The sequence below is a fragment of the Butyricicoccus sp. OF27-2pH9A genome, from assembly GCF_027693185.1.
Taxonomy (GTDB): domain Bacteria; phylum Bacillota; class Clostridia; order Oscillospirales; family Butyricicoccaceae; genus Agathobaculum; species Agathobaculum butyriciproducens.
Map to the genome: position 1 here is coordinate 1 of NZ_JAQEXK010000026.1, position 4,295 is coordinate 4,295.

The 4,295-nt window shown below is 51.8% G+C and carries 6 protein-coding genes and 1 pseudogene; 6 read left to right on the forward strand and 1 reads right to left on the reverse strand.

The annotated features are described in order from the left end of the window. The first annotated feature begins 380 nt into the window (after positions 1-380). The 6 genes from PG722_RS13075 to PG722_RS13100 all read left to right on the forward strand — a co-directional run bounded on the left by PG722_RS13075 (position 381) and on the right by PG722_RS13100 (position 2,778). Positions 381-1,037 carry a LexA family protein gene (locus tag PG722_RS13075; RefSeq protein WP_270580793.1) on the forward strand — a complete coding sequence of 219 codons (657 nt, stop codon included), beginning with the start codon at positions 381-383 and terminating at the stop codon, positions 1,035-1,037. 18 nt (positions 1,038-1,055) lie between these two features. Beyond that, on the forward strand, positions 1,056-1,343 hold the full coding sequence (locus PG722_RS13080; RefSeq protein ID WP_110435685.1) for a nucleotidyltransferase family protein: 288 nt from the start codon (positions 1,056-1,058) through the stop codon (positions 1,341-1,343). Beyond that, positions 1,324-1,707, forward strand: coding sequence for a nucleotidyltransferase substrate binding protein (locus PG722_RS13085; protein WP_270580794.1), 384 nt, complete (start codon positions 1,324-1,326; stop codon positions 1,705-1,707). The genes PG722_RS13080 and PG722_RS13085 overlap by 20 nt, the downstream gene beginning before the upstream one ends. Before the next feature lie 116 nt (positions 1,708-1,823). Continuing rightward, the gene (locus tag PG722_RS13090) at positions 1,824-2,273 is read left to right on the forward strand and encodes a hypothetical protein (RefSeq protein WP_270580795.1); all 450 of its coding nucleotides are present in this window, start codon (positions 1,824-1,826) and stop codon (positions 2,271-2,273) included. Further along, positions 2,270-2,347 (forward strand): hypothetical protein, encoded by a 78-nt coding sequence (locus PG722_RS13095; RefSeq protein WP_330674713.1) that lies wholly within the window; start codon positions 2,270-2,272, stop codon positions 2,345-2,347. Before PG722_RS13090 ends, PG722_RS13095 begins: the two co-directional genes overlap by 4 nt. Before the next feature lie 290 nt (positions 2,348-2,637). Next, positions 2,638-2,778 (forward strand): hypothetical protein, encoded by a 141-nt coding sequence (locus PG722_RS13100; protein ID WP_270580796.1) that lies wholly within the window; start codon positions 2,638-2,640, stop codon positions 2,776-2,778. 11 nt (positions 2,779-2,789) lie between these two features. On the opposite strand, the pseudogene PG722_RS13105 reads toward PG722_RS13100, so the two are convergent. Continuing rightward, positions 2,790-4,030: pseudogene (locus tag PG722_RS13105) on the reverse strand (IS110 family transposase). Between the last annotated feature and the right edge of the window lie 265 nt (positions 4,031-4,295).

The window sequence follows — 4,295 nt, forward strand, 5'->3', positions numbered from 1 at the left end:
AAGCGGACTTGACAAAAGAAAATATCGCAGGCAGCGGGCGGAGAAAAGCACAACACCAAAAGGCCGCCGCGAATGCGCCGACCTGCAGAGCCTGATTACAGCTGTTTATTTCGTGTGATGCAAGCCTGTGGAATCCATATCTACAGGCGGCAGATCTTCCAATGCAGCGAAGTATGCCATCCTACCTCGCACCTTCGGCACATCAATATGAGCCATGTCGTTCACCTCCAATTTTTCATTTTGCGTAAGTTTGCGATACACCACTCTTGCCGTCTTGTCAATACGTTATGCGAAAGTTTTTACGCGAAACGCATTTTTTTGCTTGCACAACGTATTTGCCCGTGATATAGTTAACTTATCATAAGAGGGAGGTACTCATTATGGGAAATATATCATCTGTCTTGAAAGCAAAGCGCAAAGAATTAGGACTTACACTCGCACAGATTGCCGAAAAAATCGGCGTAACCGAAGCTACTGTGCAGCGTTGGGAAAGTGGAAATATTAAATCGTTACGGCATGAACGCATTGCCAAACTGGCTGACATTCTCGGCGTTACTCCTGCTGTATTGATGGGCTGGGACGAACCCACTGCACCAACTCTCCCCTCCCCCACCATCACCGAGGACACAGTGACATTTCCGGTCATCACCAGCGTAGCGGCGCACTACGACGGCGTATCCATCGACGAGAGCGCGGCCGGCGAGAAGATCGAAGTGCCGCGCGCCTACCTCAAAGGCCGGAAAGCCGAGGACTTCTGTGCTATGCGCGTGCGCGGCGACAGTATGTATCCGGCGTTCCAGAACGGCGACATCGTGCTGGTACTGCGTCAGTCCACCATGAACCACTCCGGCGAGATCGGCGTGATCAGCTACGGCGATGACGAAATGACCATCAAACGCATCAACTATGTGGACGGCGAAGACTGGCTCAAGCTTGTGCCGCTCAATCCCGCGTACCCGCCCCGCCGCATTGAAGGCGTAGACCTCGAAAGCTGCCATATCATCGGCATCCCGCAGGTGCTGATACGGGAATATTAAGAAAAGGAGCTATCCCGCATGAATGACCTGAAACCTGCTCTTGCACAGCTTGCGAAGGACTGCGGTGCACGCAAACTCGTCCTGTTCGGCTCCCGCGCACGTGGCGATAACCGTCCGCGCAGTGATATTGACCTTGCGGTGTTCGGTATGCCGGAGGAGCAGCAGACGCGGTTCTGGTGCGGCATGGACGATCTGCCGACCCTGCTGAAATACGACGTTGTGTTTGTCGATGACTACACCTCGCCCGAGCTGCTTGCTGAAATTGACCGAGATGGAGTGATACTGTATGAAAACCAAACGCGATAACTTTGTAAATGCTGCACATCGACTGGCGGAGGCGGTAACGGACTATCAGAACATCCGAAACGACACCGTCCGCGACGGCATGATCCAGCGGTTTGAATTTACCTTTGAGCTGGGCTGGAAGGCACTCAAGGAATATATGCTCGACGCTGGCATGCAGAATACCCTGCAATTCCCAAAGCAAGTGCTGCGTGAGGCGTACGCCGCCGAGCTGATCGACGATGAAGGCGTCTGGCTGGATATGCTGAATGCCCGCAACCAGACTTCGCATATCTACGATGACCATACTGCCGCTGTTATCGCAGCAAAAATCCAGAACGTCTATCTGCCCGAGTTGCAAAAGCTCGCCGCGCGGTGGGAGAAATAAAAAATCCCGCCCCGGTGCTACCAACACCAGAGCGGGACATGAGGTACTGATAAACTTCCACATCCATCAGCACCTCTATTTTACCATTTTTTTACGGTAAGAAAGGGGTTATTTTTTTGCTAAGAAAAAAGCCAACCCGCAAGGACAACCGCTACGAGTACAAGCTGACACTCGGGCGCGACATTCACGGCAAGCCGCTGCGCAAGTCCTTTTACAGCACGGTGAGTCTGTCCGATGCGAAGAAGAAAGCCGAGGAGTACCGCGTAGCCTCCGAGGTGTCGGCTCGTACCGATGAAGCCTTTGTGCCCTCCACCTACAAGCAGCCGTTCGTTGACGTCAACACCTATGAGCTGACCTATGTCAGTCTGGTCGAGGGTCATCTGATCCCCTATTTCGGGGCGGCGCGGTTGAGCGATATTCGTCCGGCGGACATACAGGCGTACTTCGCCACAAAGACGGAATGTTCGGATAGCCGGCTGAAGAAATGGGGTGATTTATTATGTCAAGAGGAAAACCCAACAAACGATACACGCCGGAATTTAAGAAGGTGGTCGTGGAAACCATGATGGAAGAAAGGTTGAGTCACAGCGAAACCTGCCGTAGATTTGAGGTAAACAGCAGAGATCAGATCAAATCATAGGAGCGAATCCATCTGGAAGAAGGGCCGGAAGGCTTGTCGGTTGAGCGACGGGGCCGCAGCAGCACTGGTCGGCCAAAGAAGCTGCCGAAGGATGTAGAAGAAGATCTGCTGGCCGAAGTGCAGCGACTGTGTGCGGAGAACGATTACCTAAAAAACTTGCAAGCCTTGGTTTTGGAAGACGAGCGACACCAGCGCAGAAAGCGCAGGTAGTTCAAAAGCTGAGGCAAAGACATTCTCTGGATATTCTTCTCTCAATCGCTCAACTGCCCCGTGCAACTTTCTACTATCATTTGAAGCAGATGCAGAAAGATGACAAATACGCATCTGTTAAGCCCTCAAGCGGACTTGACAAAAGAAAATATCGCAGGCAGCAGGCAGAAAAAAGCGCAACCCTAAAAGGCCGCCGCGAATGCGCCGACCTGACGATCTAGATTACAGTTGGTTATTTCGTGAGATGCAGACCTGTGGATTCCATATCTACAGGCGGCAGATCCTCCAGCGAAGAGAAGTATGCCATCACCTTGCCGTAATAACGGCGCAGAAATTTATTGCCCGCAGCTGTCATGTAAACATAGTACGGCTTGCCCTCGGCACGCTTCTTGTCCATGAACTGGAAAACTGGTTCGTCTGCCGGAGCACGCTGCAGATGTACTTTCATAATGTTGAACAGCGTTCTGCGCAGATAAGGAGAGCCGCGCTTGGTGGTTCTATTGCTGCGGGAGCAGTAATCGCCCGATTCGCTCGGTGCGGGGTCAATATCTGCAAAAGCAACAAGCGACTGTTTACGCTCAAAGCGGCGCACATCCCCGATCTCCGCCATGAGCTGAGGCCCGAGGGATTCACCAACACCGTACATTTCCATGACGACAGAGTATTCGGGCAGCTGAGATGTCAGCTTGTTCATCTCGCTGCGGTAAGTTTCTACGCTGCGCGAGATCGCTGTGAGCTGGTCAGCAGCGGCCTGAACGAGCGTTTTCGTGACAGAGGTTTTCTGCACCAGTACAACAGCGGACTTTGCCAGAGCGTATACCTTGGCAGCTTTCTCCGTGCTGAACTGATAACGGTTTCGCTTGCACCATTTGCGGTAACGCTCAGTAAAAGCGTTCAGACTGCCGCTGCGAACGCAATCAACATGCCAGAAGTCATGGGTCAAATCAACCCATTTCTGCGTGCCGTCACCGCGCACAGGGCTGTCAAACAGCTTGTGGATACCGGGAAAAGACTGTTCCTGAAGTGCGATGAGGTTGTTTGCGGTAGCGGTTTTCTGCTTAATGGCCAGCTGAAACTGACGGTTCATAGTTTTCAAATCGTATCCATAGGAGTATAATCACGCAATTCGCTCCAATTGTCAAGAGCATATTTGGCAATCTTTATCGCATCTGCCTTATCGGTCTTGACCTTGCGGAGAGAATTATTGCCGTACTCTTTGATAAGCAAAGGATTGACTGCCGAAACGTAAAGTCCGGCTTCATGGAGAACCTTGGCGATGCTCTCATAGTAACGTCCGGTGTGCTCCATAACTACTCGTGTTTCGCCCTCAATGGATTTAAGCTGTTCTGCCAGAGAGGCCAGTTCCTCGGCGCTGTGGCGCACATCGAATGGCAGTTTTACCACCTCGCCAAAAGGACAAAGTACGGCCACGGTACTCTTGCTGCTGGAAACGTCAATGCCTGCTGCGTTCATGTTCATCACTCCTGAAAGAATTTGCAATGGACAGAGCCATCTTTACCCATTGCCGATTCTATCTGTTTGGTGACACGAACACGCGGTTCTACCTGCACAAATCGAACGCTGCGAACAGGAGGATGGCTGACTGACTTAACAACGGGCACGAGCCCTTGGAAGAAAGGGTCAGACCATTACCTTCCTATTCTAACAGCTTAAGCAACGAGATGTCTCGGCTCGTAGCTGGCTGCCACTTTTCCGAGGCAAATATATTGTAACAGGA